At 69.2% G+C, this 24,565-nt stretch carries 29 protein-coding genes and 1 pseudogene; 5 read left to right on the forward strand and 25 right to left on the reverse strand.

What is annotated here, in order from left to right:
• Window positions 1–197: 197 nt before the first annotated feature.
• Together E1267_RS23965 and E1267_RS23970 are read right to left on the reverse strand one after the other, a co-directional pair.
• Window positions 198–656, reverse strand: a complete 459-nt coding sequence (locus E1267_RS23965) for a helix-turn-helix domain-containing protein (protein WP_132335149.1) — start codon at window positions 654–656, stop codon at window positions 198–200.
• A 402-nt stretch (window positions 657–1,058) separates the two neighbouring features.
• Window positions 1,059–1,625 carry a site-specific integrase gene (locus E1267_RS23970; protein WP_132335151.1) on the reverse strand — a complete coding sequence of 189 codons (567 nt, stop codon included), beginning with the start codon at window positions 1,623–1,625 and terminating at the stop codon, window positions 1,059–1,061.
• On the opposite strand from E1267_RS23970, the gene E1267_RS48205 reads away from it, so the two are divergent.
• Window positions 1,544–2,116: an NsdA family TPR-like regulatory protein gene (locus tag E1267_RS48205; RefSeq protein ID WP_484213944.1), complete on the forward strand. Its 573-nt coding sequence runs from the start codon at window positions 1,544–1,546 to the stop codon at window positions 2,114–2,116. The two genes, E1267_RS23970 and E1267_RS48205, sit on opposite strands and share 82 nt — an antisense overlap.
• Here the strand turns inward: E1267_RS48205 and cutA are convergent.
• The 6 genes and pseudogenes from cutA to E1267_RS24010 form a co-directional block, all read right to left on the reverse strand.
• On the reverse strand, window positions 2,082–2,423 hold the full coding sequence (cutA, locus tag E1267_RS23980; protein WP_246064203.1) for a divalent-cation tolerance protein CutA: 342 nt from the start codon (window positions 2,421–2,423) through the stop codon (window positions 2,082–2,084). The genes E1267_RS48205 and cutA overlap by 35 nt on opposite strands.
• Window positions 2,424–2,604: 181 nt before the next feature.
• Window positions 2,605–2,925 carry a hypothetical protein gene (locus tag E1267_RS23985; RefSeq protein WP_132335153.1) on the reverse strand — a complete coding sequence of 107 codons (321 nt, stop codon included), beginning with the start codon at window positions 2,923–2,925 and terminating at the stop codon, window positions 2,605–2,607.
• A gap of 613 nt (window positions 2,926–3,538) precedes the next feature.
• Window positions 3,539–3,691, reverse strand: a complete 153-nt coding sequence (locus tag E1267_RS23990; protein WP_181957831.1) for a hypothetical protein — start codon at window positions 3,689–3,691, stop codon at window positions 3,539–3,541.
• Window positions 3,692–4,122: 431 nt separating this feature from the next.
• Entirely contained in the window at window positions 4,123–4,665 is a 543-nt protein-coding gene (locus E1267_RS23995; RefSeq protein ID WP_246064204.1) for an SMI1/KNR4 family protein, read from the reverse strand.
• 56 nt (window positions 4,666–4,721) lie between these two features.
• Window positions 4,722–5,156 (reverse strand): annotated as a pseudogene (locus E1267_RS24000) (MFS transporter); the annotation flags it as partial.
• Window positions 5,157–5,547: 391 nt separating this feature from the next.
• Window positions 5,548–7,065: a serine hydrolase domain-containing protein gene (locus E1267_RS24010; RefSeq protein ID WP_132335157.1), complete on the reverse strand. Its 1,518-nt coding sequence runs from the start codon at window positions 7,063–7,065 to the stop codon at window positions 5,548–5,550.
• Between the two features lie 69 nt (window positions 7,066–7,134).
• On the opposite strand from E1267_RS24010, the gene E1267_RS24015 reads away from it, so the two are divergent.
• Window positions 7,135–7,794 carry a TetR/AcrR family transcriptional regulator gene (locus E1267_RS24015; RefSeq protein ID WP_132335159.1) on the forward strand — a complete coding sequence of 220 codons (660 nt, stop codon included), beginning with the start codon at window positions 7,135–7,137 and terminating at the stop codon, window positions 7,792–7,794.
• Window positions 7,795–7,843: 49 nt separating this feature from the next.
• Here E1267_RS24015 and E1267_RS24020 read toward each other — a convergent pair whose 3' ends face one another.
• From E1267_RS24020 to E1267_RS24095, 16 genes are all read right to left on the reverse strand, one after another.
• Window positions 7,844–9,556 (reverse strand): Na(+)/H(+) antiporter subunit D, encoded by a 1,713-nt coding sequence (locus tag E1267_RS24020; RefSeq protein WP_246064205.1) that lies wholly within the window; start codon window positions 9,554–9,556, stop codon window positions 7,844–7,846.
• The gene (locus E1267_RS24025) at window positions 9,519–9,785 is read right to left on the reverse strand and encodes a hypothetical protein (protein ID WP_132335161.1); all 267 of its coding nucleotides are present in this window, start codon (window positions 9,783–9,785) and stop codon (window positions 9,519–9,521) included. The genes E1267_RS24020 and E1267_RS24025 overlap by 38 nt, the downstream gene beginning before the upstream one ends.
• Window positions 9,782–11,230, reverse strand: a complete 1,449-nt coding sequence (locus tag E1267_RS24030; protein ID WP_132335163.1) for a proton-conducting transporter transmembrane domain-containing protein — start codon at window positions 11,228–11,230, stop codon at window positions 9,782–9,784. The genes E1267_RS24025 and E1267_RS24030 overlap by 4 nt, the downstream gene beginning before the upstream one ends.
• A complete protein-coding gene (locus E1267_RS24035) occupies window positions 11,227–12,702 on the reverse strand; it encodes a proton-conducting transporter transmembrane domain-containing protein (RefSeq protein ID WP_132335165.1) in 1,476 nt (491 codons plus the stop codon). Before E1267_RS24035 ends, E1267_RS24030 begins: the two co-directional genes overlap by 4 nt.
• Window positions 12,699–13,064 carry a cation:proton antiporter subunit C gene (locus E1267_RS24040; RefSeq protein WP_132335167.1) on the reverse strand — a complete coding sequence of 122 codons (366 nt, stop codon included), beginning with the start codon at window positions 13,062–13,064 and terminating at the stop codon, window positions 12,699–12,701. Before E1267_RS24040 ends, E1267_RS24035 begins: the two co-directional genes overlap by 4 nt.
• Entirely contained in the window at window positions 13,061–14,044 is a 984-nt protein-coding gene (locus E1267_RS24045) for a DUF4040 domain-containing protein (protein WP_132335169.1), read from the reverse strand. The genes E1267_RS24040 and E1267_RS24045 overlap by 4 nt, the downstream gene beginning before the upstream one ends.
• Window positions 14,041–14,355, reverse strand: a complete 315-nt coding sequence (gene mnhG / locus E1267_RS24050) for a monovalent cation/H(+) antiporter subunit G (protein WP_132335171.1) — start codon at window positions 14,353–14,355, stop codon at window positions 14,041–14,043. Before mnhG ends, E1267_RS24045 begins: the two co-directional genes overlap by 4 nt.
• Window positions 14,352–14,612, reverse strand: a complete 261-nt coding sequence (locus E1267_RS24055; RefSeq protein ID WP_132335173.1) for an MrpF/PhaF family protein — start codon at window positions 14,610–14,612, stop codon at window positions 14,352–14,354. Before E1267_RS24055 ends, mnhG begins: the two co-directional genes overlap by 4 nt.
• Entirely contained in the window at window positions 14,609–15,148 is a 540-nt protein-coding gene (locus E1267_RS24060) for a Na+/H+ antiporter subunit E (RefSeq protein ID WP_132335175.1), read from the reverse strand. Before E1267_RS24060 ends, E1267_RS24055 begins: the two co-directional genes overlap by 4 nt.
• Window positions 15,145–16,335, reverse strand: a complete 1,191-nt coding sequence (locus E1267_RS24065) for a PucR family transcriptional regulator (protein ID WP_132335177.1) — start codon at window positions 16,333–16,335, stop codon at window positions 15,145–15,147. Before E1267_RS24065 ends, E1267_RS24060 begins: the two co-directional genes overlap by 4 nt.
• On the reverse strand, window positions 16,332–16,799 hold the full coding sequence (locus E1267_RS24070) for a CBS domain-containing protein (RefSeq protein ID WP_165959760.1): 468 nt from the start codon (window positions 16,797–16,799) through the stop codon (window positions 16,332–16,334). The genes E1267_RS24065 and E1267_RS24070 overlap by 4 nt, the downstream gene beginning before the upstream one ends.
• 14 nt (window positions 16,800–16,813) lie before the next feature.
• Window positions 16,814–17,149 (reverse strand): hypothetical protein, encoded by a 336-nt coding sequence (locus E1267_RS24075; protein ID WP_132335181.1) that lies wholly within the window; start codon window positions 17,147–17,149, stop codon window positions 16,814–16,816.
• A 15-nt stretch (window positions 17,150–17,164) separates the two neighbouring features.
• Window positions 17,165–17,362 carry a hypothetical protein gene (locus E1267_RS24080; RefSeq protein WP_132335183.1) on the reverse strand — a complete coding sequence of 66 codons (198 nt, stop codon included), beginning with the start codon at window positions 17,360–17,362 and terminating at the stop codon, window positions 17,165–17,167.
• A 16-nt stretch (window positions 17,363–17,378) separates the two neighbouring features.
• Window positions 17,379–18,080 carry a class I SAM-dependent methyltransferase gene (locus E1267_RS24085; protein WP_132335185.1) on the reverse strand — a complete coding sequence of 234 codons (702 nt, stop codon included), beginning with the start codon at window positions 18,078–18,080 and terminating at the stop codon, window positions 17,379–17,381.
• A 53-nt stretch (window positions 18,081–18,133) separates the two neighbouring features.
• Window positions 18,134–18,829: a DNA alkylation repair protein gene (locus tag E1267_RS24090; protein ID WP_132335187.1), complete on the reverse strand. Its 696-nt coding sequence runs from the start codon at window positions 18,827–18,829 to the stop codon at window positions 18,134–18,136.
• 90 nt (window positions 18,830–18,919) lie between these two features.
• On the reverse strand, window positions 18,920–19,903 hold the full coding sequence (locus E1267_RS24095; RefSeq protein WP_132335189.1) for a BtrH N-terminal domain-containing protein: 984 nt from the start codon (window positions 19,901–19,903) through the stop codon (window positions 18,920–18,922).
• Between the two features lie 199 nt (window positions 19,904–20,102).
• Here E1267_RS24095 and E1267_RS24100 point away from each other — a divergent pair, with 199 nt between their 5' ends.
• Window positions 20,103–21,323 carry a glycoside hydrolase family 16 protein gene (locus tag E1267_RS24100; protein ID WP_132335191.1) on the forward strand — a complete coding sequence of 407 codons (1,221 nt, stop codon included), beginning with the start codon at window positions 20,103–20,105 and terminating at the stop codon, window positions 21,321–21,323.
• Between the two features lie 448 nt (window positions 21,324–21,771).
• Here the strand turns inward: E1267_RS24100 and E1267_RS24105 are convergent, their stop codons facing one another.
• Window positions 21,772–22,371 carry a TetR/AcrR family transcriptional regulator gene (locus E1267_RS24105; RefSeq protein ID WP_132335193.1) on the reverse strand — a complete coding sequence of 200 codons (600 nt, stop codon included), beginning with the start codon at window positions 22,369–22,371 and terminating at the stop codon, window positions 21,772–21,774.
• A gap of 38 nt (window positions 22,372–22,409) precedes the next feature.
• Between E1267_RS24105 and E1267_RS24110 the strand changes: the two genes are divergently transcribed.
• Both E1267_RS24110 and E1267_RS24115 read left to right on the forward strand, forming a co-directional pair.
• Entirely contained in the window at window positions 22,410–22,910 is a 501-nt protein-coding gene (locus E1267_RS24110) for a hypothetical protein (RefSeq protein WP_132335195.1), read from the forward strand.
• Window positions 22,911–23,109: 199 nt separating this feature from the next.
• Window positions 23,110–24,492: an SNIPE associated domain-containing protein gene (locus E1267_RS24115; protein WP_132335197.1), complete on the forward strand. Its 1,383-nt coding sequence runs from the start codon at window positions 23,110–23,112 to the stop codon at window positions 24,490–24,492.
• Window positions 24,493–24,565: the final 73 nt, after the last annotated feature.

A 24,565-nucleotide genomic window follows, 5' to 3' on the forward strand; every position in this document is an offset into this window, starting at 1 on the left:
GGCACCGGCCAGTCACCCCCGACCATCCCGCAACCCACCGACCTCCAACTCCATCTCCTGGATCTCCTCGACATCGATCCACGAGACCTCCGCTGAAGATCACTCATGTGCGGAAAACGGGGCTAGCCGGATCAGCAGGTCCCTTTGCGTGTTGCCGAATAGGGCATTGGCATCGTAGATCACGACAAAAGGCATGACTACAGCCCCAGCTCCTGGCCTAGTTCACTAAGTTCATCGGCTGCCCCTCTGCGCTTAACTGAATCCTGACGCTTGTACTCCATGAGGTCGTCGTGCCGGATTCGTCGATGCCTGCCGACCCGCCGGTACGGGATGGCCCCTGTCTCCAATAGGCTGATGAGATACGGGCGCGAGACATTGAGCATGGCTGCTGCCTGCTGTGTGGTCAGCTCCGCGTGTGACGGCATCACCTGCACGCCTCGCCCCTCGGCGACCTGAGCAAGGATGAAGGCCAGCATCGACACGGCTTCGCGCGGAAGGATCAAGGCGTCGTCGCCAACCACCTCTGCCGCAACCTCGATGGTCTCTTCCTCAGGATGTCGCATCAGGTAATCCTTGATGCGTCGTAGCGCCCGCTCTGACTGCCCCTGATCAAGGCTGCCCGGTTTGATCGAGCTTGCGAGTTGCGTTCCTGGCATGTGTGTATCCTTCCCCGTTCTAAGCGAAGTATCCGCAACAAGCGCAGCAAACGCAAGCAGCCGTGCTGTCGATCTCGGTCTACCTGCGCTGGCGCTGTCGCCAACGGATCTGACATTCAGGTGGGCGATGCCCGGAGTTGCAGATGAGGGGCCACTAGCGATCCCGCAGCGGGGGACGGGAGCGTCAGGCGAACAGGCACGGGCGTCGCGCAAGGCACTGGATCGCGGGAGGATCGTCGGGCCATTAGCGGGCCATTAAGAGGGGTGACAAGGGGTCAACCACGGTCACTCAGGACCGGCTCGCTGCCCAGCCTAGCGCCCCAACGGGCCGTGATCGATGCAGTTCCCAAGCTGACAGCGCGGGTTCGATTCCCGTCACCCGCTCTCAGCACGAAAGCCAGGTCAGGGATGGATTCCCGCCCTGGCTTTGATCGTTTCTAGGGCTCTTCTCGATCTTCCGTGCCCGTGGCGAAGGTCATGGAAGTGGAAGCCGCCGAGTTCGGCCTTCTTGAGCGCCGCCGCCCACACCCGGGCGAAGTTCGCCCGGCGGAGCTTGGCGCCCTTGGGGCCGACGAAGACGTGTCCGTGCTCGCCCTTCTCGGCGTACGTCTCCATGTGCTCACGAAGGTCCGGCAGCAGGGTCGCGGGGATGCTGACGAGCCGCTTGCCTGCCTCGGACTTGGGCGGACCGATCGTTACCGAGCCGTCCTTGAGTTCGGTCGTGGTGCCGACGACGTGGATCGTGCCCGCGTCCAGATCCAGGTTCTTGCGCTGGAGTGCGGCCAGTTCGCCCCATCGCAGGCTGGCGAAGGTGGCGAGCAGGATCAGCATGCGGAACCGCGGCTCGATGGCGTCGGGGGTGCACCCACGCCTACCACTCCTACGCCCTGGACGGACGCGCCGCTCTGGAGGCGGTACAGCGGGCGCAGCAGTTCCTACCAGCCCAGGGCGACGACGCCACCCGGGCATGGCTGCTCTGCCTGGAAGCCGAACACCTCGCCAGCCTCGGAGACCGGCAAGCAGCCGAACGGCTACGACAGGCGGAAGAGGCATTCGACCGTGCCCGCCCCCACCGCGAACGCGCCTGGACCCGTTTCCTCGACGCCGGCCGCATGGCCGCCTTCCAGCTCTCGGTCCATGTACGGCTGGGCGACGAACGGCACGTGACCGCAGCCGGGCAACAGGCCCTCAGCTCCATTGACGGCGACGGCGATCACAAGCGCCTCGCTGTCATCTACGCCGACATCGCCCAAGCACAGCTCCAGATCGGCGACATCCCGACCGGCATCACCTACGCCCGCCGTGCCCTGGACGCAGCCTGGCGCACCGAGTCAACATGGGGCCTGCACTACCTGGGCAACGTGGAGAAGGCGCTCGCCAGCCAGCGTGACCCTGCCGCTTGCGAACTGTTGGGCGACCTGATCTCTACGCGCCGGGCTCTGGGGTCGTCTCCCGCCTGATCCACTCCAGATAATCCGCTGTCCCGGCGACCAACGGCACGGCAACGATCTGCGGCACCTCGTACGGGTGCATTCGCCGGATCGCAGCGGCCAACTCGTCGAACCGCTCGCCCGTCGTCTTCATGAACAACAGCCACTCATCGGCCCGGTTGATTTCGCCCCGCCACCAGTACACGGACGTGATCGGCGCAACGAGCTGGGCCGCGGCGACCGGGCGCTCAGCCACCACCACAGCGGCGATCCGCTCAGCGAGATCACGATCCGGCACGGTCACATGAACCTCAAGACACTCGGCCACGCCGATCACACTGCCGAATTGTTCTTATAGGGATCGAGCGGCGGCGCGCCGCGCCGCCGTACGCCCCGCGCCGACGTCCCCGCGCCGCGCTGCGGCTGGGGGCCGGTCACGGCGCAGGCGCCGCGCGGGGCATCGCCGCACGACCGCCGCACCGTACCCACCCAACCCGCCGACCACCGGCGCGCCGCCGCTACGTACGAGCGATCCGATCCAACGCGGCCCCCAACTCAGCCGCCGATAACACCGTTACGCCTTTTTGCTCAAGCGCCTCGTCATCCCAGTTGACGCGCGTCACGTCCAGGACGCCGCCCCGGAACACGCAAACATGGATCTCCACCGGTGGCCGCTCTAAGCGAAGGATGTAAACAGGATCGATACCGGGAGCCTCAAACGGACCCTCCACACCCAACGAGATCCCCTCCGCCTCCAATACCCCGGCACGGTCACGCCGCCACTGCTCCACTGCAGCGACGATCGGACCGTTCTCGTCATGTGGACGCAGATCCTCCATGATGGCCATCCTGCAGCAGCTAGTAAAACCATGCCTCCGGCGGGGGCGCTCCGGCTCCGGGATAATCGCCGTTCGGGTCTGAGGTTCCTGGGTGGCTGAGGTGGAAGTCTGATCATCCCGCCCGACCCGGGACAGGCCGAGCAGACCAGGGCCACGGGGTCAAGGTCGTTCGTCCAGTTAGGCGCTCCACCTTGTCCCCGTGGCCCTGGCCCGCTTCCCCTTCGGGGCGGGTCGACGGCGGACGGGATGATCAGGGAGCGTGGCGTGGGTGCCGCGACAAATCACAGCCATCGCCTGATCGCCGTACGCTTCCCCTGTGGCCCATCAGGAGCGTCAGGCGGACAGGTGCGGGCCTCGCGCAAGACGCTGGATCGCGGGCTGATCGTCGGGCCATTTGCGGGCCATTGAGAGGGGTGAAGAGGGGTCAACCACGGTCACTCAGGACCGGCTCGCTGCCCAGTTCAGCGCCCCAGTGGGCCGTGATCGATGCAGTTCCCAGGCTGACAGCACGGGTTCGGTTCCCGTCACCCGCTCTCAGTCGAAAAGCCAGGTCAGGGAGGTTTCCCGACCTGGCTTCGACCGTTTCCGGACCTGTTGTCGAGCTCTCGTGCAATTAGCCCACGGGGGCCAGCACGCCCGCCGCGCCGTCGTCGTCGCCTTCGTCGCGATCCTTGAGCTGCTGATCGATGGCGTCCGTGATCACCTTGTCGGCACCTCTGACCGCGTGCTGGTAGATCAGGGCCGCCCTGACGTTGTCGTGCCCCATCCGCGGCCATCAGGTCCTTGAGCCCTGCCCCCGACATGTTCCCCGTGTGACGGAGATCATGGAAGCGCAGTCCGGGCAACCCCATGTCCTTGACCACGTCGGCCCAGCGCGTACGGGTGTTCGAGGCGGCCGAGCGGCGCGCCGCCGCACCCCGGCCCTCCGCCCGCCCGCCGTCCGGGCGTGCGGCCTGGGGGCCGGTCCCGGACGGCGGCGGGACACCGGGCCGGTCATCGCACGTCTGCCCCGCCGTACCGACCCGAACGCGCCGGCCGGGGTTGCCACGCCGCCGCACAGATACAGCCCTTACGATCGCCAGGGTGTGGCTGGCCACCGTGCATGGCTGGGGGCGATCGACGAGCCAGGGCTACCGCCTGAGCTGTGGCATGGACAGGCATTGGTGGGTGTCTTCAAATCGATCAGGCGAATCCCGCTCAGCGGCACATCGCCTCGATGTGATCCGCGAAATGCGGGAACTCTGCTCGTGCGGTAGTCACGATCTGGGTTGGGGAACGGCGGCCGCCGGGTGCGTGTCGCTCGGCGATAATACGGAACGCCTCGTTCGGCTGTGCCGTGGAGTCGGTGTCCGCGAAGGCCTCGGCGGGGCCCAGGCCGGCGGCGAACAGCCAGAGGAGGTCGCCGAGATCGCGGGCGATCAGACCGTGCTCGCCCCCCGAGCCGATGTAGACGACGGGCTGGTCACTGATCGCCACATCGGGCCGTACCAGCCAGAAGCCGGTGTAGTCACCCGCCCCGGTCGTGCCGAAGAAGCGGAACTCGCTGCCGTCGGTCTCTTGGTTGCCGGTCCACAGGCGGAACCACCACGCCGTCCGGCCGGGCTCCTCGAACTGGTCGTATAGCTCGAAGTCACAGCCGCGTGCCTCGTCGGTTTCCTCGTCCCATTCCCACTCCAAGCCGACCTCGGCCACCTCGGCCAGGGCAGCGGGCAATGCGAGATCTTCAAACATGTTCGCCATCCCCGGAAGGTTAGACGACCGTAGGGAGCGGTCGAGGTGGGGCACACGCTGAGCGCCCGCGACCGGCGCGGTCCCTCGGGAAACATGAGCACGATCACGGCCATCGCCGCCGGAAGCGCGACCGCCTCACCGGCTCCCTGCAGCAGCCGGGCAGCCACCAGGAGAGCGAAGGAGGGCGCGAGCCCGGCCAGCAGGGACGCGGCGCCGAAGAGGGCTGTGCCGAGCAGGAGGACACGTCGCCTGCCGAGTACGTCGCCCAGCCGCCACCCGAACATCAGCAGCCCGCCACCGGTGATCGTGTAGCCGACCACCACCCAGGTCAGCGCGTGACTGTCGACGTGGAAGCCGGCGCCGATCGAGGGCAGGGCAACGTTGACGACGGTCACGTCAACCGCGATGAAGAACTGCAGCATGGCCATGCAGCACAGCACCAGCCACGCGCGCACCGGGGACGATCCGTCCCGGCGCGAGAAGAGAATGCCTGAAAGCATCGAGTGCTCCGTTGCCCAGAAGAAGTTCCGAGCAGCACGAACGTGCCGCTCCGATATGACCCGGGAGCGGCGGATCGTTCAACACGAGTGAGACGAACACCCCGCCGCTTGGCGGAGCGTCCTCGTCACTGCGGCACAAGCGGCCGCGCACGATGCGGCAGACATGTCGGCGACGCTACCAACGCCTGAGCTGTCAGGAGACGGCATGGCTCGTGACGACGGAGGTCGTCGGCACGGGTGAGGGCAAGCCATGCGGTGGCCGTACGGTCGCGCAGGACGGCCTTGGCCAGCCCCTCGCTGTCGAGGACGAGGGTGCCACCCGGAGTAGCGGGAGGACGGGTCACGCAGCCGCTCCGCCATCGGCGATCGCCAGAAGGGCATGCGGCTCGGCTCAATGTCGGTTCGCGCCCGGCCTGGGGTGGTTGCTTGATGGTGTGCGGACGGCAAGGGCCAGGCGCAGGGCTACGGTCACCGCGCCGGCGGCGGCCGCGGCGTACAGGGCGAGGGAAACGTCGGGCAGCCACATCGTCAGCCGGCGCGGGTCCGTCTCCCCGGCGAGCGGGACCAGCACGGTCCACGGCAGCGCCCCCGCCAGGCTCCACATCGTGACCATGGTGGTACGCCGGAGCGGGGAGGCGGGCCGGGAAGGGCGGCGGAGCAGGACGGCCGAACGCCCGGCTGCCAGGATCAAGCCGAGGGCGAGTGTCGTGACGCCCCACGTGGTCAGGTGGTAGCCGAGGGGCGAGGCGTCCGTGGGCGGCTGCGCACGCGCGAGGAGACGCGCGGCCCCGAAGCCGGCCTGCATGACCGCTTCGTCGTGCAGCAGGCCGTGCAGGTTCTGCTGCAGTACGAGGGCGAGGTCGTGCTGGGGAAGCAGGAGGAGCGTCGCCGAGTAGCCGAAGGTGGCGCCGGTGTGCCAGATGGCGCCGTCGAGTGGCGCGTCCAGGCCGCCCACCCGCCAGCCCAGCCCGTAGCCGGTGGCGGTGCCGGTGGGCTGGAGCCGGCCTTCCTCGCGCATGAGCCGTACGGAATCAGAGGTCAGGACATTGCCCCCACGTGCGAGTCGTCCCGAACGGAGTTGGAGCGACGCGAAGGCGGACAGGTCGCCCAGGTCGCCGCCCAGGTAACCGTAGGCCGCGCCGTGGGTGTCGACGCCGTCGGCGATCGCGGAGGGTGCGCCCCACAGGAACTGATGTCCCGGCGGGAGGTTCCGTTCGCGGGCCGAGGCGGCGTCGGCGATGGCGCCGTGCATTCCTGCCGGGTCGAGTACGGCGTCGCGGAGGTATTCGGGGAAGGGGCGTCCGGTGACCGACTCCACCACGGCGGCCAGCACCAGGTAGTTGGCGCTGGTGTAGGCGTACGTGCTGCCGGGCGGGCCGAGCGGGGTCACCTCGTCCAGGTCGCCGATGCGTCCGGCCGGGGGCGGGCAGTCCGCGGCCAGGCAGTCGGTCACCTGGAAGGTGGCCGACTCGGGGAGTCCTGAGGTGTGGTCGAGCAGGTGGCGGACGGTGACCTGGGAGGCGTGCGCGGCGCCGCCGAAGCGGAAGCCGGGCAGGTGGTCGGTCACCTTGTCGTTCAGGTGGATTCGTCCGGATTCGACGAGGGTCATGATGCCGGTCGCCGCGATGGGCTTGGAGACCGAACCCCACAGGAACGGGGTGTCGGCGGTGACGCGCCTGCCTCGCCCGTCGAGGCCCCAGGAACGTTGGTGGAGCGGACCGCCGGGGCCGACCACCGCGTAGGAGAGGCCGGGGACCTGTGTGGCCCGCATCCGTTCCTGGACGTAGGCGTCGATGGCGGCGTACCGGTCGCGGGGCTGGGCGGCGGCCGGTGTGATGGGGACGGCCAGCAGCAGGCAGAGCGACACGATCGCCATGCTCGCGGCGGCGCGCCGGCGGCGGAGGGGCAAGGAGTCCTCGAATCCGGTGGATAACCGTATGTCGGTACGGTTTATACCGTATGCTGGTATGGTTATCAAGTGGCAAGAACCGCCGACCATGAAGAACGCCGCCGGCAGATCGCGATGGCCGTCTGCGAGCTGATCTCCGACGCCGGGCTCGACGCCGTCACCGTGGCCCGTACCGCCCGGTCCGCCGGAATGTCGGTGGGGCTCGTGCAGCACTACTTCCGCACCAAGGACGAGATGCTTCTGCACGCTTTCACGTACGTCAGCGCACGCATCCGCGACCGGGTCGACGAGTTGATCCGTACGGGGATCCGGCACCGCAAACCGATCTCCGGGCTCCTGGCCGAGGCCATGGCCCAACTCGTCCCCATGGACGAGACGCGCCGTACCGAGTTCCGGGTCACCAGGGCGTTCGCCGGGCGCTCGCTGGACGCCCCCGCGCTGGCCGACGTCGACGTCCGGACCGCCAGGAAGTTGCGCGACGACATCGCCCAAGCCATCCACAACGGCAAGGAATGCGGAGAAGTCGCGCCGGAACTGGACCCGTGGCTCGCCGCGACCCGCCTCGCCGCCATCACCGAAGGACTGGCGATGCAGGTCTACCGCGACCCCGGAGGCGTGAACGGAGTGCCGGCAGCCGACATGTCGGATTCGATCATCAAGAACGAACTCGCCACCGTCTTCACCGGCGAATGCCACCAGTACGGTCGCCGCGTCGCCGGATCAGCCTGACGTGAGGGGTCATGATCCGGCCGGCGAACCTGCGGATCCCTGGACAAGATCACAGAAAGGCCAGCAGCAGCATGGCGCCGAGCACAAGCGCCGTCCACCACACCATCAGGTGGGTGGACCATGGCCGGGAGACCCGGCTGCCGGGCCGGAGCGGGCCCGTGGCGATCTCCCAGAGCTCCCCGCCACGGCGGCGCAGCACGGGCCCGATCCGTGCGCGGCCCGCGTCCGCGGCCCGCGACAACGCCCGCCAGCCCTGGGGCAGCGCCCGGCGGTAGACGTAGTCGGCGTCGATGTTGACCGAGCGCAGTTCGGGCGGGTAGAGCCCGGTGCGCACCAGCACCGTGAAGGCGAGTGCGGCCAGGAGCAGCAACTGCAACTGATTGATCACATGGGCGGTGGTGTACGGCGCGTAGTCCACGGCGTACGGCAGCATGTCGTACAGCAGGGAGGGCGCGACCCCGATCGCCACGCACACCACTGCGGCCATGACCATCGCCGCGCGCATGTTGAGGGGCGCCTCCGCGACCCGATACCCCCGGTCGTGCGCGAAGAAGGCGAAGTACGGGATCTTGATCCCGGCATGGTGGAAGACGCCGGCGGAGGCGAACAGCAGCAGCAACCAGGCGACGGTGAGGTGTTCCTGCCCGACCGCCTCCATGATCAACGACTTGGTGGCGAAGCCGGAGAACAGCGGGAAGGCGGAGATCGATGCGGCGCCGACCATGCACAGCGCGGCGGTCTGCGGCATGGACTTGTAGAGTCCGCCCAGGTCGGAGCCGTTGGCGGTGCCCGTGCGCAACATGACCGCGCCCACGCTCATGAACAGCAGGCCCTTGAAGACCATGTCGGCCACGGCGTGCGCGCTCGCGCCGTTGATACCCAGCGCGCCCCCGATGCCGACGCCGACGACCATGAACCCGAGCTGGTTGATCATGCTGTACGCCAGGACCCGGCGCAGGTCGTTCTCGATGACCGCATAGAAGATCGGGAAAACGGCCATGACGAGGCCGACCCACACCAGCATCTCTGTGCCGGCGAAGCCGCGCGCCAGCGTGTATACCGCGAACTTGGTGGTGAAGGCCGACAGCGCGACGGCGCCGACGATGGTCGCCTCGGGATAGGTGTCGGTGAGCCAGGAGTGCAGGAGAGGGAAGGCGCACTTGATGCCGATCGCGGCGAGGATCAGCGCACCGCCGGGCGCGTCCAGCCCGAGGTGGCCGAACTCCAGCCCGGCGCCTGACTGGACCCGCAGCACGATCCCGGCCAGCATGAGCAGGCCGGACAGCAGTTGCACGGCAAGATAGCGGGTGGCGGCCCGATGGCTGCGCTCGTTGCGTCCCGCCCAGATCAGGAACGCCGACGACAACCCGGCCAGCTCCCAGAAGACGAACAACGTCACCAGGTCGCCCGCGAGTGTGCCGCCGACGGCAGCCGCCGCGTACACCAGGGTCATGGCTTGCTGCAGCGTGTCTCGCAGATGCATGGCGTAGACCATGGTCAGCAGCGCCGCGATCAGGAAACCCGTGGCGAACACCCGCGACAGGGCGTCCACCCGCACCGGCATCAGCTCCAGCCCCAGGAACTGCAGGCCGGGTGCGGTGCCCTCGGGTAGCGCCCACAGCAGGACCAGCCCGGCGACCGGCACCGCCGCCATCAGGGCGTGCCGGGGCAGGCCGCGCAGCAGCGGCACGCCGGCTGCGCCGAGGATCAGCAGCAGGGCGGGATTAGCCGTCATCGTCACCCCGCTCGTAGTAGTCCTCATCACGCCGCAGCACCCTGCGCAGCCCCTTGGCGACGATGACCAGGGCGAAGGCGCCGACGAACCCGTACACGGCGTGGAAGCCGAACCATTCCTCGACGGCGAAGTGCGGATGCTTGGTGTAGAAGAGGTCGGCGGCGAAGATCAGCGCGCACAGGACGGCCAGGCCGTACACGATGCGGGTCACGTTGCGCGGCTCGTCCAGCCGGCGGCGGTCGTCATCGTCTTTCACGGCACCTCCAGGATCCCGGCCAGCGGCGCGAGTACGGCCTCCGCGCCGAAGAACAGCGCCACGCAGCCGAGCGCGGTCAGTACGGGCGGCCCCGACAGAGAGAACCGGGCCTCGCCGTGCGCCGGCGGATCCGCCGGCGGCAGAAGGAAGGCACGCGCCGGGATCGGCATCAGGTAGGCCAGCGCGAGCAGGGAGCCGGCCAGCAGCACCGCCATCATGGCGAACTGCCCCGCCTCGACCGCGCCCATCAGCAGCAGCCACTTGCTCCAGGTGCCGCCCAGGGGAGGCAGCCCGATGATCGAGAGGGCGGCGGTGAGGAACGCGGCGAACGTCCACGGCATGGCGCGGCCCAGGCCGTCCAGCTCGCTGACGCGAGTCCTGCGCGCGGTCACCGCGATCGCGCCCGCGCACAGGAACAGCGTGATCTTCCCGGCGGCGTGCGTCACCAGGTGGAACACCCCGCCTGCCACGGCGATGTCGCGGGCGAGGGTCGCGCCCAGGACGATGTAGGCGAGCTGGCCCACGGTGGAGTAGGCCAGGCGGCGCTTGAGGTTGTCGGACCTGATGGCGATCACGGCCGCCGCGACCACGGTGAACGCCGCCACCCAGCTCATCGGGGCCGCGGCTCCGGTCTCGGTGAGCGTGTCGATCCCGAAGACGTAGACGGTGACCTTCAGCACCGCGAACACCCCGGCCTTGACCACCGCGACAGCATGCAGCAGCGCCGACACGGGGGCTGGCGCCACCATCGCGGCGGGCAGCCAGCGGTGCACCGGCATCAGCGCGGCCTTGCCGATGCCGAAAAGGTAGAGGGCGAACAGCACGGTCAGCACGCCGGTTCCCGCGGTTCCGCCGAGCAGGCCGCCGGGGCGGAAGGTGGTGTCGCCGGCCAACACCCAGGTCCACACGACGGCGGGCAGCATGAGGCCGATCGAGCTGGTCAGCAGGATCGCCGCGTAGATGCGCGCGCCGCGGCGGGCCGCCGTGTCGCCACCGTGCGCGACCAGCGGCCAGGTCGCCACCGTCATGATCTCGTAGCCGATGAACAGCGTGACCAGGTTCGCCGACAGGGCGATCCACATCGCAGCCACGATGGCCAGGGCGAAGAAGGCAAAGAAGCGTGTCTGGTGCGGCGTCTCGCTCGCACGCAGGTATCCGGCGGCGAACACGGTCGTCACCGGCCAGAGCACCGCCGCCACGGTGGCGAACAGCAGCCCGAGCGGCTCCAGCGCGAACTCCAGCGACAACCCGGGCAGCCACGACCAGAGCGTCAGCCGTACGTCCTGCCCGGCGGCGGGCCACAGGCTGAGCATCGTGGCGGCCAATGCGACGCCGGCGGCCACCGAAGCGGCTTCACGTGCGGCAGGCCTGCGCCGCAGCAGGAGGACGGCCCCGCAGGCCAGAAGCGGCAGCGTCACGGCGACCGCCAGGAGGAGAGGCATCATCCACCACCGTTCAACAGCGCCTCGGCGGCGGACTCGGCGAGCGAGGCCGGCAACGCCGCATCGAGACCGAAGACGACGGAGACCGCGACCAGGACCCACACCACTGCGGTCATCGACGCGGGCGCTCCTGACGGCTCAGCGACCGATGCGGGCTCGCGGAACCAGGCGGTCTCCACAATGCGCCCGATGTAACCGAGCGCCAGCAGGGAGCTGACCAGCATGGCCACGAGTACCGGCCACTGGCCTGCCTCGATGAGCGCCGAGGCCAGCGCCCACTTGCCGGCGAAACCAGCCGTGGGCGGCACGCCGACGAGGCCGAGGCCCGCGATCACGATCGCCGCGAAGGTCCAGGGCATGCGCCGGCCGAGGCCGGCCAGCGCGGACAACTGCACTGAGCCCAGCCGCACCAGCACGAGGCCGGCGGCGGCGAAGAGGGAGGCCTTGATCACCGCGTGGTTGATCAGATGGAGGTAGGCGGCGGAGACCCCGGCGGCGGTGCCCAGGCTGATCCCGGCCAGGATGTAGCCGATCTGCGCGATGCTCGACCAGGCCAGCAGGTATTTCAGGTCGGTCTGGAAACAGGCGACGGCCGAGGCGGCCACTGCCGCCAGTCCGCCCGCCAGCAGGCCGATCCTGCCGACCGGCATCGTGCCGAAGACCAGTCCGGCGCCGAACACGGTGAAGGTGAGCCTGCACAACACGTACAGAGCCACCTTGGTGCTCGTGGCGGCCAGGAAGGTGCTGACCGTCGATGGCGCCTCGCCGTAGGCTCCCGGCAGCCAGGCGTGCAGCGGGAAGACCGCCGCCTTGACCGCCAGGCCGACGAAGACGAAGACGGCGGCGGCGTAGAGCGCCCGGTCGCTGTCGGCCGCGGCCAGGCGCGCCGCCAGGTCGGCCATGTTCAGGGTGCCCGTGACGGCGTAGGCCAGGCCGATGCCGATCAGCACGAACGTCGCGCCCACCGTGCCGATCACCAGGTAGCGGAAGGCGGCCGGCAGGGCGCGACGCCGCGGGCCCAGCGCGACCATGGCGTAGGTCGACAGGGAACTGATCTCCAGGAAGACGAAGGCGTTGAACACGTCGCCGGTGACTGTCAGCCCCAGCAGGCCACCCAAGGTGAGGCAGAGAAAGGTGTAGAGCAGCGGTGCCCGACGGTCGTCGATCTCGGTGCGCACGCTTCCCAGGCTGTAGACGGCCGCGGCCACGGCCGCGCCCGACACGACCAGCAGTACGGGGGTGTTGTAGCCGGCGACCACGAACTCGATGCCGTACGGTGGCGCCCACCCGCCCACGGCGTAGTGCAGCGGGCCGTGGGCCGCCACCTGCCGGGCGAGTACGGCGGCGCAGGCCAGCGAGCCGAGCGCGGCCATCAGGAACACCAGCCACGCCAGGCTCCGGCGGCGCAGCAGCACGCACAGCGGCGCGCATCCAAGGGGAATGAGCACCTGCAACACCGGCAGGTTCGCGATCATGAGGCGGCTCCGTGCCGGTCCTCGTCACGCTCTTGCATGTCCTGTTCCTCCACGGTGCCGTAGGCCTCGAAGATGCGCACAGCCAGTGCCAGGCCGACCGCGAGGGTGGCGACGCCGACCACGATGGCGGTCAGGATCAGCACCTGGGGAAGCGGGTGGGAGTAGGTCTCGACCTCCGGGGAGATGATCGGCGCGCTGCCGTCTTCGACCTTGCCGAGGCTGATGAAGAACAGAAAGACCGAAACCTGGAAGAGCGTGAGCCCGATCATCTTCTTCAGCAGGTTGCCGTGGCTGATGACGACGTAGAGGCCGATCATCATGAGGGCGAACAGCAGCCAGTAGACGTAGTGCGTACCGCTCATCGCGTGGGTCTCCGGCCGGCGAAGGCGAAGAAGATCGACGTCATGACCGCCGCGACGGTGATGCCGATGGCCACTTCGACGGTCAGGATGCCCAGGTGCTGCGCCGCGGGACCGCCGGTGGGCAGCAGCGTGCCGTAGTCGAGGAACGAGCCGCCCAGCAGCATGGTCACCACGCCCAGACCCACGAAGAGTCCCAGGCCGAGCGGGACCAGAGACCCCAGCGCCGCCGGTGGCAACACCCGCTGAGACTTGTCCAGGCCGAAGACCAGGCCGTGCAGCACGAAGCCGGTGGCGAAGATCACGCCGGCCTGGAATCCGCCTCCGGGCCCGAAGTCGCCGTGGAAGAGCACGTAGAGGGCGAACACCAGGACGAACGGCATCAGCAGGCTGCTGACCACCCGCAGGACCTTGTACTCCATCAGGTCCAGGTTCTGCCGCCGCTTACCGTGGGTGAGCGGTCCGAGCAGCAGGAGTACGGCGGTGCCCGCGGCGAACACCACGACCAGTTCGCCCAACGTGTCCAGCGCCCGGTAGCTCGCCAGCACCGCGGTGACGGTGTTGGGCACGCCGATCTCCTTCTGCGACTGGTGCAGGTAGACCTCCGTGACGGGGTGTCGCTGGACAGGGCTGTCCGCGGAGCCGAAGGCGGGAAGATCCTGGGCGGCGTAGACGAGCAGGCCGCCGGTCAGCGCGGTGACGGCGATGGCCGGAAGGTGCCGGTGCCGTGGAGTGACCGCCTCGCGCGAACGGGTGAGCGCGAGCACGCCGAGCAGCAGAACGGTGCTGATGCCGACGCCGACCGCAGCCTCGGTGAAGGCCACGTCCACCGCGTCCATGAGCACGAACAGGCTCGCGGTGACGAGACTGGACAGGGCGGTCAGCATGGCGGCCTCGTACAGAGCACGTAGCCGTGCGATGACCAGCGCGGTCACGGTGAGGATCGTGAGAAGCGTGAAGTTGATCACGGTGAACGTCGTCATCGGCGGGGGTGGCCCTTACGCCAGACAGGTACGCCGTCGCGGCGCGCGGCGTGCGCCAGGAGGTGTGTCGCCGTCGGACCTGTCACCACGAGGAACAGCAGGATGATGAGCAGCCGGACTCCCGCCTCCCACGTTGTCGTCCGCAGCAGCAGTCCGAGGAGGATCAGTCCGGCCCCGGCCGAGTCGGTGATGCCGGTGGCGTGGATGCGGGTGTAGAAGTCGGGGAAGCGCAGCAGGCCTACCGCACCCGACACGATGAACAGCGTGCCGGCGGCGAGCAGCACGGCGCTCAGGATCTCCAGGAGAATCATGCGGCGTCGCTCTCCGTCTCGTGGGTGAGGCGCAGGACTGCGATGACGGCCACGAAGTTGACCAGGGCGTAGAGGATGCCGATGTCGAGGAACTCCGGCCGGCCGAAGAGGTAACCGGAGACGGCGACGAACAGGACGGTCTTGGTGCCGAACATGTTGATCGCCAGGATGCGGTTGTAGCGTCCCGGCCCGAGGAACGCCCTCGCCAGGGCGAGGAGCATGGTGACCAGGATCGCGGCCATCACCGCGACGATCATCGCCGTGCCTCCAGCCTGTGCACCTGCCGCAGCACGCGCCCGTCACCCAGGTCCTCCACCCCGGCGCTGTCGAGGGCGTGCACCTCAATGTGCTCGTCGTCGAGGTCCAGCGAGAGCGTGCCGGGGGTGAGGGTGATGGAATTGGCATACACCACCTGGGTGAGAGGGGAGAGGCCGCGCGAGGGCGTGCAGGCGACGACCGGGTCCAGGTTCGGCCGCGGCGACCACACCTGGCGCGTCACGGTGACCGCGGAGACCAGGACTTCCTTGACGAGCCAGAGAAGATAGCGGGGCAGTCGCAGCACCAGGCCGAGCGTGGGGCCCTTCTCCAGGCTCAGTCCGGCCCGGTGGGCAAGCACGCAGGCGAGGACGACCGAGATCACGCCGAACGTCACGAAGAGTGGATCGATATGACCGGAGAGCAGCAGCCAGAAAGCCGCGAGCAGCGGAGCGGCCCAACGGATCAAACGGATGGTGCCGGTCCCCCCGGAGCGCGTGACGCCCGTGTCCGGTGGTGCGAGACGTGGTCGCGTCATGAGCTCTCTTGGTTCGGCCAGCCGATGAGCTGCGCGCCGAGCACCGCGACGTGTAGGGCGAACGCCTGCCGCGGGTCGTCGGCCGCGTAGCCGGTGAGGTCACGGATGCGCCGCAGGCGGTAGGTGACCGTGCGGACACTCACATGGAGCCGCTGCGCGGCGACCGTCGCGACACTGCCCGAATCGAAATAGGCCGAGAGGGTGTCGAGCAGCGGCTCAGCTCCCATCCGCGTGGTGCGGAGCGGCTCCAGGACCTCGGTGACCAGCTCGGACAGCGCCGCGGTGTCCCGGCGCAGCACCTGGTAGACAAGCAGTTCACGCGCGCGCAGCACCTGCTCGGGGAGGCCGAGGCGCGAGCCGATCTCCAGCGCGCCGCGGGCCTGCTCGAAGGAACGTACGACTCCGCCCGCGCCGGACTGTGGGCGGCCGATGCCCACCCGCCACGACGTGTCCGCACCGAGGGCGAGGGAGAGTTGGCGCACGAACTCGTCCAGGACGGCTCGGTGCTGCTGGGGCGCGAGGCAGACCAGGAGCCCGTCCTTGGTGCCCACGAGCGCGTCCCGGATGCCGAAGTGCGGCCGCAGCGCTGTCTCGACCTGGCGTGCGATCAGGCCGCCGTCCACGAAGGGTTCGGCACCGCGCGCCGCCGCCACCACGTGGGCCCAGCCGAGGTGCAGGCCGTAGCGTTCGGCACGCTCTGCCAGCCCGCCGATGTCGCGTCCGTCGAACAGATCGTCGATGAACTCGCGGCGCAGGGACTCCTCGCGGCGCACGATCCACCGCTGGACCTCCTCGTACCCTTCGGCCAGGGTCATCACCGCGGTGTCGGCCGTACGCATGATCGACTCACCGATCGGGCAGAGGCGGTCTGTCGCGTCCGGACCGCGCACGCCGGGCAGATGCGGCCAGGCCTGCCAGGTGGCCCGCAGGTAGAGATTGATCAGGCTCCGCATCGGGACGCCGAGATCGGCCGCCCGCGCCCCGATGTCGCGCCACTGCCTCAGCTCGTCGTCGCTGGGCGGACGCCGGCTCACGCTCACCTCGGCCAGGGTCTGCAGATAGCCGTCCAGCAACTCGCCGGATGTCCCGTCAGCCTCGGCTGCGATCTTCGTGGCCAGCGCGGCGAGTTCGTCAGGAGCGGCCAGCTGGGCACCTCTTCTTTGCTGGGTGACTGTCGTCACGGTCATGGGGAGGCCTCGCTGATGGCGGCCGCCAGCTTCTCCAGCAGCCGGTTGGCGGTGATCACTCCGAGCGAGCCGCCCTCATCAACCTGTTCCACCAGTATCAGCGGGCAGCCGTGGCGTGTCATCATCTCGACCAGCTCGACCAGCGTCGCCTCCGGGCGCGCCACCGGGATCCCGTGTCCTGCCTCTTCCAGCAGGTCACGGACGGGTTTGCGAGACAGGAGCTCGGCGATCCTGTCCGCGTGCGCCTCGTCGATCACGCGGGCCAGGAGCGGCTCGCCCAGCGTGTAGCGGGGCAAGGCAAGCTTGAGCAGATCGACCGACGACAGGCAGCCCACCACGCGCCCCTGTTCGTCCGCGACGATCAGTCCCGGCAACCGCTGTTCGCACAGCATGCGAACGGCCGCCAGTGCCTCGTCGTCGAGACGCGCGGTGGGCAGCGTCTCCACGATCTCGGCTGCGCGCATGAACCCTCCTGGCATCATTTACGGCATTGGGGCGGTGGCTCCTTCGAGTATTCGAGACGGGGACCGATGAGCCAATGGGCAGCGGGGCCAAGCAGCAAGGTCTGCTCGTTGCCGACCACCGGCAACCTCCTGGCAAACCCTTCGTCGAAACCCCGCTCAGAGCCTCGCCCACGCCTTCCTTCTCGCGCTTCGAGAACGCCAGGCCGGAGTGTCCGGCCGGCCGGCTTACGGGTCGCGTCGCGCTCCGACAGCCGGAACGAATCCATGTCGCGCGCCGGGTTCACGCCGCCCTTGCTGGGCTCGGCGGACACTTCGACGACAGGAAGGGCTTCTACCGTGTCCAGATCCACATGTACGAGGTCCGCTCAAGGCCGGAGACGGTCGTTGATCAGGCTCTGCTTCTCCGGTGACAGGCCGTGAGCCTCCATGGCCTGGTTCAGCAGGTCTCGGTCGAATCCGTGCGCCGCCAGGTGGTCGAGCAACGGCTCGTACCGATCGGGCCGGTCACGCCTGAGCTCGGTGGCCAGGTGCAGCAGCGCGGCCAGTCGCCGGTGAGAGGGCACAGCGCAGGGCTCCGGATCAAAGCCCCCAGGCGAGAAACCCGTCAGGCGCGTCCGTCCGGGCGAAGCCCGCGCTGACCAGTTCGCCTTCGATGACGTCCCGCACGGGGCGGTAGGCGTGGCCGACGATCTCCTCCTCGCTGATGACCTTGTCGCCTTCCGAGACCCGGTAGAGGTAGCGGGCCTTGTACGTCTCCTCGTCCGACTCGATGGTCTCCGACAGGATCGTGTAGGTGTGCCGGCCCACCTGGCACGACTCCAGCTCCTTGAGCGGGCTCGGCGCGGGCGGGCCGCCGTCGCGCCAGGTGAAGACCAGCCGCCCGCCGGGTTCCAGCTGGGTGGCCAGCACCGGCCAGAGCCGCTTGCGGTAGTCGGGATCCAGGGCGTACAGCACGTTGATCATCACCATGGCCTCCACCGGCTCGGCCAGGTCCAGGCTGAGCGCGTCATAGGGGAGCACGGTCACCCGCTTGAGCAGTTCCGGGCGGGCGTTCAGCCGGGACAGCAACACCCCGCGCATTCCGGCCGAGGGCTCCAGCGCGAAGATCTCGGCAGGTGTCCATTCGGCGATCGACGTGGTGATCAGACCGGTTCCTGCGCCGATCTCCAGGATGCTCCGTCGCACTCCGGTGAGGAGCGGGGGAAGCTTTTCGCGAATGCCCGGGACGTGCCCGTTCTCGTGGAACAGGTCGTAGAAGGGGAGGGAGACGAAGTCGGTCATGACGGGCAACGCTACTCCCGGAGCAGCGGCGTGCGGTCCCCGGCGGCCGGGAGTCAGCCGGGCTGCTTGTCCTGCCGGCGGCGGGTGATCTCGGTGATCCAGACGGGTGCGTACGGCGACGTGCAGCCCGGCGACGTCGGGTAGTCCTTGAGCACCTCCAGGCGTTCCCCGATGTCGATGGCGCGGGCCCGCAGTTCGGCGTGCTCGATGCCGATCTGGGCGAGGCAGTGGTTCATCGCCCACTGCAGGCGGTCGGGGGCGTCCTTCATCCGCGTCTCGATGACGTCGAGCAGCCCGGAGAGGTCGAGGGTGCCGGGTTTCTTCGTCACGCGTTCGGTGGTCAGGGCCCAGCCGGCGCTCGCGACCACGGGGTCGGGATCGGCGAACCAGGCCAGGCGTAGTTCTTCGGCGTGCGGGCTCTTCTTGACCACGTAGTTCACGAGCCAGTCGTGCACCTTGGGCGTACGCGACTCGCGGACCATCTCGTCGAGCTCGTCCCGTTCGTACGCCTTCGGGCGGCAGATCAGAAGGGCCAGCAGCCTCGCGGCGGTGTCACCCGTCGCCCAGAGCCGGCGCGCGAGCTCGGGCTGGGTCTTCAGCCGTTTGGCGAGCGCGCGCAGCTTGCCGAGGTTGACGCCGTGATCGTCACCGTGTCTGTCGTTGACCGCGCGGATTTTCGGGTCGTCGAGGCCGGCCAGTTCGGCCATCACCTCGTCCACCGTCGTCCCGGTCACCGTCGTCTGGGCCATCACAGCCTCCTGTCCGTCAGGCGCGTGGTCGAGCCTACGACGGGGGCCGGTCTTCCGTACACTCATGCGGTTGCTCGGCGCCCCCGCCGGTCACAACCGGCGCAGCGCCCGCATGGCGTCCTGCTCGATGCGCGCGAGGTCGTGGAGGACGGTGCCGGCCTGGTCGAGGTGGCGCGCGTCGCCGCTCTCCCCGGCCTTGGCGATCAGGGTCGACACGTCCGTCCACAGGGCGGCGGCCTCGGTGTAGAGGGTGTGGGCGGTGCGGAGGCGGTGGTCGTCGACCATCCGGGCGCACTCGCCGAGGAAGTCGCGGTAGAGGGCGCGGAACAGGGCGCCGCCGGTGCCGCCCTTGTCCATGAGCAGCGCGGCCTGCGGCAGGTCCCGCTGCGGCTCGCCGGCGCGGCTCAGCCATCCGGGCACCTTCGTGCCGGACTTGGCGATGCCGCGGTGGCCGAGGTTCGCGATGGGAGCGGCGAGGAAGGCGTCGGCGCAGTGCTTGATGGCGGGGACGATCTGGTCCTGCCAGGCGGGCGGGTGAGCGGGGAGTGCGAGGGTGAAGGACCGGTGTCTGGCGGTCATAGGGCCGCGTTCGGCGCGTGCCCTGGCGAGGCCGGCCAGGCTCGTGCGGACCGCTCCTCCCTGCTGCTCGGTGTCCACCAGGTGGGCGTCGTGCTCGTCGTAGCCGTACATGGCGACGACGTGGCCGCCGAAATGCACCTTGGTGCGGAAATAGTCCAGATGGTACGAGTCGAGCTGCAGGCCGACCGGCCGGCCGGCGTCGATGGGGGCGGTGACGTTCTCCCACGCCCTGCGCGGCGAGGTGGTCTCCTTGACCGTCAACGTCAGCCCGAGTCTGGCGGCCAGGTTCCTGGTGAGGTCGAAAGGCCTGACGCGGCCCGCGAGGAAGGGGAACGCCATGCCCTTGCTGTCCCAATAGAGGAAGGACAGGCCCGAGCCCAGCCCGAACAGCATCGGTTCGGACAGGTCAAGGCCCTCGTGCCGGAGCAGCACGCCGAGCGCCGTCGTCTCGCAGTGGTGCATGCCGCGGGCCTCGACGTCCTTCACGGTGGTCATGTCTCGCTCTCCTCATACCGAATACCGACGCGCATGTCGCAGGCAACCCAGCATGGGCCCTCCCACCGTGGGAGAGTCCAGCCGCGTCTCGGGGGAGCGGCGGCGTACAAATAATAAGTAAAGCTTCTTGTTGACAAGAAAGAGGCGCTGATATTACATCCACTTGATCGGGGGGCCAGACCACATACCGGAGGTCTCCATGCGCAAACCCCGGCTCCTCCTCGCGGCCACGGCCATGCTCCTCACCCTGACCAGCGGCCTGGTCGCGGGCACCTCCCGGGCCGAAGCCGACATCGGGCCGGTGACCTGGTCCGACGAGTTCAACGCCGCCGCGGGGACGTCCGTCGACGGCTCCAAGTGGAAGTTCGACATCGGCGGCGGGGGCTGGGGCAACAACGAGCTGCAGTACTACACCGACTCGACCCGCAACGTCTACCACGACGGGCAGGGGCACCTGGCCATCACGGCCCGCAGGGAGAACCCGTCCAACCTGCAGTGCCACTACGGCACCTGCCAGTACACCTCCGGCCGGATCCTGACCGCCGAGAAGTTCACGCAGACGTACGGTCGCTTCGAGGCGAGCATCAAGATCCCGCGGGGTCAGGGCATCTGGCCCGCGTTCTGGATGCTCGGCGGGCCCAACTGGCCGGGCGACGGCGAGATCGACATCATGGAGAACATCGGCAGCGTCCCGAACACCGTGCACGGCACGGTCCACGGCCCCGGCTACTCCGGCGGCGACGGGATCGGAGGCAGCCGTACGGTGGGCGCGCCGCTCGGTGACGCCTTCCACAGGTACGCGATCGAGTGGTCACCCAACCTCATCATCTGGTACCTGGACGGTTCGGAATATTTCCGGATCACTCCGGCGAGCCTCCGCGGTAACCGGTGGGTGTTCGACCACCCGTTCTTCATGATCATGAACGTGGCGGTCGGCGGCAACTGGCCCGGCCCGCCCAACGCCGGCACCACCTTCCCGCAGACGATGCTGATCGACTACGTCCGCGTCTCCGCGTGGACCGACGGCGGATCGGGGTCCGGCGCCGCGCTGAGGTCGAACCTGAACGGCCGCTGCATCGACATCCCCCGCGCCGAGCCCGTGGACGCCGCCCCGCTGCAGATGTACGACTGCAACGGGACCGCCGCCCAGCAGTGGTCCGTCAACGGCGACGGCACGGTGCGCGCGATGGGCAAGTGCATGGACGCCGCCGCGGCTGGCACCGCCAACGGAACGCCGATCCAGCTGTACACGTGCAACGGCACCGGCGCCCAGCGCTTCACGCTCAGCCCGGCGGGCGACCTCGTCAACATCCCGGCCAACCGGTGCGTGGACGTGGTGGACGGCAACACCGCCAACGGCGCGCGCCTGCAGTTGTGGGACTGCACGGGGGCGCCCAACCAGAAGTGGACCCGTTCCTGAGCGGCCTGCCGCATGAGCCGCGCGTCCGGGCCGGTTCCCGTCGGCCGGTCCGGACGCGCCGACCGCAGCCCCGCGCCTGGGAACGGGCGGCACGCCGTCCCGGCATCGGCTGACCGGACTCATGGCCGGATGAACTCGATGACGTTCACCGCGGGGGTGTGCAGCAGCACGGCAGCCTTCCTCTACGGTCGTGGCCGCACCGCCGCAGCTCGCGATCCTCCAGCATCGTCCACAGGTCGTCCACGCCCCCACCAGGCGACGAGGATGACGCGGACGAAGATCGACGAGCAGGCGTCCGGCGATGCGGCGGGGGGCCGAGGCCACCCGCCGCACGGGCCGCGTGCCGCCCTCGGAACGCCTGCTCGATCTCCTCCGGAGCCGCGCCCGGCCGGACGAACACCGGCGAAGCAGGGCTCTCGGTCACGGATCATGACCATAACCGGGGCGATCAGGGCGCGGAAGCCGCCAGCGAGTCCAGGTGGGTGGTGAGGACCTTGGTCGCCCAGCTCGTGTCGGCCGTGGGCGGCTCGTAGACGAGGTGGGCGGCGAGTCCGTCGATGACGGCGTGCAGGCGCAGGGCCTCGATCTCCGGGTCGCGCCCCGGTGCCAGGTCGGTGCCGTTGTCGAGGGCGGAGATCATCCAGCGGCAGGCGTCGCGCAGGGCCTCGAACGCTTCCTCGCGGGGGCCTTGGAGGGACGTTTCGGCGGTGGCGGCGCTGAACAGCGCCAGGTTGACCTCCATCTCCGCGCGCCGCTCGGCGTCGAGCGGCAGCAGTTCGCGCGCCACGGCCTCGACGCTCTGCCGGATGGTGGGGTGGGGCGGGATGGCGGCCATGCGGGCCTGGACGCGGTTGACGACGAGCTGCATGGTGAAGACCAGCAGCTCGCCCTGCGTCCTGAAGACGTGGCGCAGCGATCCGGCGGAGACCCCCGCCTCGGCGGCGACCATGCGCACGGAGACGCGGCCTATGCCGTGGCGCATGATCACTCGCCAGGCCGCTTCGGCGAGCTCTTCGCGCCGCTGTTCATGATCGATAAGCCTGGGCATGGAAATTATGTTAGCTCAGTCGTGTTAGCATAACCGCTATGGTAGTACGCCCGTACCAAGAAAAAGGTGTTCCGGCCTCGCTCCGCCTGCTCGTCCCCGCGGTGATCGTCCTGGTCGCCGTCTATGTCGCCCTGCCGCTGCTGATGGCCTTCGACCGCGACTTCACCGGCGCGTCCGTCATGCGCGACAACCCCGACCTCGACCCCGCCCACCTCGACTTCGCGATCAACGCCGCCGTCACGTACGCGGTCGTCCTGCACGCCCTGGACGTCGTCCTCGTCATCTGGTTCGTGCTCAAGGCGCTCAAGGGCCGCCGCTGGGCTCGCGTCGCCCTCACCGTCTACCTCATCGTCGCCACCCTCGCCGGGTTCGTCTCGGCCGCCGCCGGCTCCGAGTACTACTGGGCCGTCATCTCCGCCGACGTCATCCACCTCCTGATGATCGCCGCCCTCTGGCTGCCGGCCTCCGCCCGCGCGTTCTTCGCCGCCCACCGACGGCGCCCCGGCGTGGCCGAGCGGGTCGGAGGGCCCGTGCCCTGACCGTCCGGCGCTGCTCGGCGGTGTTGGACGCCGTGCTCAACCGCACGGCCCGCGACCCGTACCGAGCCCATTCACGCCACGGCGCCGGTGCGTTGCCCGGCGGCGCCCCTCCCGCCTCGCCGCTGCGTACTGTAACTCTTCGGGGGCGCACAGCTATCTCTCCAGTGTGGGCCTGTCGTCTCACCTGCGAGGAGCGCCTATGGTTCGATACCGGTTCAATCCTCCTCCGGGCTGGCCCGAGCCGCCGCCCGGCTGGTGGCCGCCGCAGGGATGGCAGCCCGACCCGGCGTGGCCTCAGGCCCCCGCCGACTGGCAGTTCTGGGTCGCGGAGGACGCCCCGCCGCAGTCTCCCGAACGCAGGAGCGGCCGGCTGTTCGGCGGACGCAGACGCCTGGAGGAAGAGAACGACCTGCTGCGCGCCTGGGTGGAACGGCTGTGCGGCATGGACGCCATGCGGATCGCGGAGCTGACCCGCGAGCTGCGCGACGAGTACGAGCGGCTGCTCGCCGCGCTCGACGACGCGACCCGGCGGCTGCGGGAGGCGGAGCAGCGGATCATGTGGACGGAGGAGACCGCGCTGCTGCAGGAGGTGGGCGTCTACGAATACCGCCACCCGCTGAGCGACGCCGTCGCCTACAAGGAACGCCTCGCGCAGGTCAAGGCGCGCATCAAGGAGATGGCCAAGGAAGGGCGGGCCGTCGTCGGCACCACCGGCCGGCAGGTGAACGGGTCGGCCGCCGAGGGGCGCAAGATGGTCCGCGACTTCTCCAAGCTGATGGCGCGGGCCTACAACGCGGAGGCGGACAACTGTGTGCGCACGATGCGGCCGTACAAACTGCAGTCCGCGATCGAACGCCTGGAGAAGGCCGTGGACACGATCGTGCGGCTGGGGCGGACGATGAGCATCCACGTCAACCCCGAATATCACCGCACCAGGATCTACGAGCTGCAGCTGACCGCCGACTATCTCGCCAAGCAGGAGGAGGAGAAGGAACTCGTCCGCGCCCAGCGGGAACGACAGCGGGAGGAGGAGGCCGCGCGCCGCGAGTTCGAGCGGGAGAAGACGCGGCTGCGCAAGGAGGAGGCCCACTACCGGGCGGCGCTGGCCAGGCCGGCCCAGAGCGGCGCCGCGTCCCAGGACAGCGTGGCGGAGCTGGAGGCCAAGCTGGCGGAGCTCGGCGCCGCGGTCGCCGCCGTCGAGGCGCGCGAGGCCGACACCAGAGCCGGGTACGTGTACGTGATCTCCAACATAGGGGCGTTCGGCGAGGACGTCGTGAAGATCGGCATGACGCGCCGGCTGGAACCGGAGGACCAGGTGCGCGAGCTGGGCGACGCGTCGGTGCCGTTCGGGTTCGACACGCACGCGCTGGTCTTCAGCGAGGACGCCGTGGGGCTCGAGGCGCGGCTGCACGCGGCGCTGGACGAGCGGCGGCTCAACAAGGTCAACCTCCGGCGCGGGTTCTTCCGCGCGACCCCGGCGGAGGTCCGCGACCTGCTGCGGGAGATCGCCGGTCAGCACCTGCTGGAATACCGCGACACCGCGGAGGCGCTGGAATGGCGGCAGTCGGCGGGCACGACCTGACGATCGTTCCGCGCGCGGTGGTGCACTCCGTTGTTCTGCCACACGGCGATGCCCGTCTTCCCCCACTCAGGTG

The sequence above is a fragment of the Nonomuraea longispora genome, from assembly GCF_004348345.1.
GTDB classification, from domain to species: domain Bacteria; phylum Actinomycetota; class Actinomycetes; order Streptosporangiales; family Streptosporangiaceae; genus Nonomuraea; species Nonomuraea longispora.